This window comes from Mesorhizobium sp. WSM4806 (assembly GCF_055811635.1).
In genome coordinates this window covers 1-1,454 of record NZ_JBVVQZ010000059.1, presented here as the reverse complement: position 1 = coordinate 1,454, position 1,454 = coordinate 1, and the positions used below count along the sequence as shown (strand labels likewise).

The window sequence follows — 1,454 nt, the reverse complement described above, 5'->3', positions numbered from 1 at the left end:
CCGAGAATGGTCAGGAACTCGCCGCGACGAACGGTCAGCGACAAATTGCTGACCGCGGCGACCGCCCCATACATCTTGGTGACGCTGCGGAACTCAATCTGAGCCGGAACTGGATTTTTCTCCAATGCTTCATCCTCGGCAATTGGCAGGGTGATGTTCTTTAGATGCAAGGTCACGACTGATCCTCAAATACGACTGGGACACGTCTGCCAGACGCACAACTTCCCAATAACAAAGCGTCGGAAGAAGCGGCTTCGTCCAGATTTCAGTCGGGAAGGCGACGGGCTGTTCTTCGCCGCCTTCACCATTCTCGCTTAATCTACGATCACTGCAGTATCCACTCGTTCCAACGCTGGATAAGCCGCTCCACGTTTGTCATGCCGTCTGGTCCCGCCTCAGCGTACCACTTGGGGTTCATTACTATGCTAGACCCCAGGTAATCAGGGTGGCTCGCGAATTTTCGTCCGAGATCTTCTGGTATTAGTTTAAAGGCATTTCGGTTGGTCGGGCCGTAAGGCATGAGCTGCGCAAAAGCAGCCTGCCTGTCAGCCCGGGTGATGAATTCAATGAATTTCTGTGCGTTCTGCAGATTTTTGGCGCCCTTCGGGATGCCCCAGCTTTCCCAGGTCAGCTTTGACTGGCTCCGATTCATCTCAATCGGCACGCCTTGGTCGATCATTAAAACGGCTCGTCCGTCGAAGGATTGCGCCAAGTCGACAACCTTATCGTGCAGCATCTGCCCGAGCTCGGCCCCGGTCGTCCACCACTTGCGGATATGCGGCTTGATCTTGTCCAGGCTGGCGAAAGCTCGGTCTATATCCAAAGGATAGATGGCGTCAGCAGGCACACCGTCCGCCAGTAGAGCTTCCTCCCACGGGCCGTACCCGTACACGCCGGATGTCAACGTCCGAACTCCAGGATACTTGCTGACATCCCAAAAATCTGCCCAAGTAGCCGGCCGCGGTTTGCCAGCTGGGAACTTCTCGGTATTGTAGACCATACAGTACGCGTAGACAATCGAGCCGACACTGTACGGAGTATTGGCGAAGTCTAGCATCGCGTCCAATTCCTCTTTCCTGTAGATTGAGTAATCAATCTTTTCGAGGTAGCCCTTCTCGGGAGCTAGAACGGATGTGGCTGCGGCCACGGGAACCACATCGACCGAAACGCTATTGGTCGAGACCATTAGCTCAAGCTTGGCCCTGGGTACTTCGTCGGTGATCGCGGTCACTTTGATTCCCGTCTCGGCTTCGAATGGTTTTACATAGGCGTCGATACACGCCTTAGCGTATTCGCCACCATTGAGTGCGACTGTCAGTTCTCCCGAGGACTGAGCAGCAGCGCGGGGGGTCCGGTAAGACATCGCACATACCGCAATACCAGATGCCCCTTGGATGAAACGTCTGCGGTCTATTGGCATTTGTTTGTTCCTCCTCAATGCTCCGTCACTGGAC

Annotated in this window: 1 protein-coding gene; it reads right to left on the bottom strand. The window is 54.8% G+C overall.

The window, feature by feature from the left end; all coding sequences use genetic code 11:
* Positions 1–325 precede the first annotated feature (325 nt).
* Entirely contained in the window at positions 326–1,420 is a 1,095-nt protein-coding gene (locus AC0L2M_RS34560) for an ABC transporter substrate-binding protein (RefSeq protein ID WP_473537262.1), read from the bottom strand.
* Positions 1,421–1,454 lie beyond the last annotated feature (34 nt).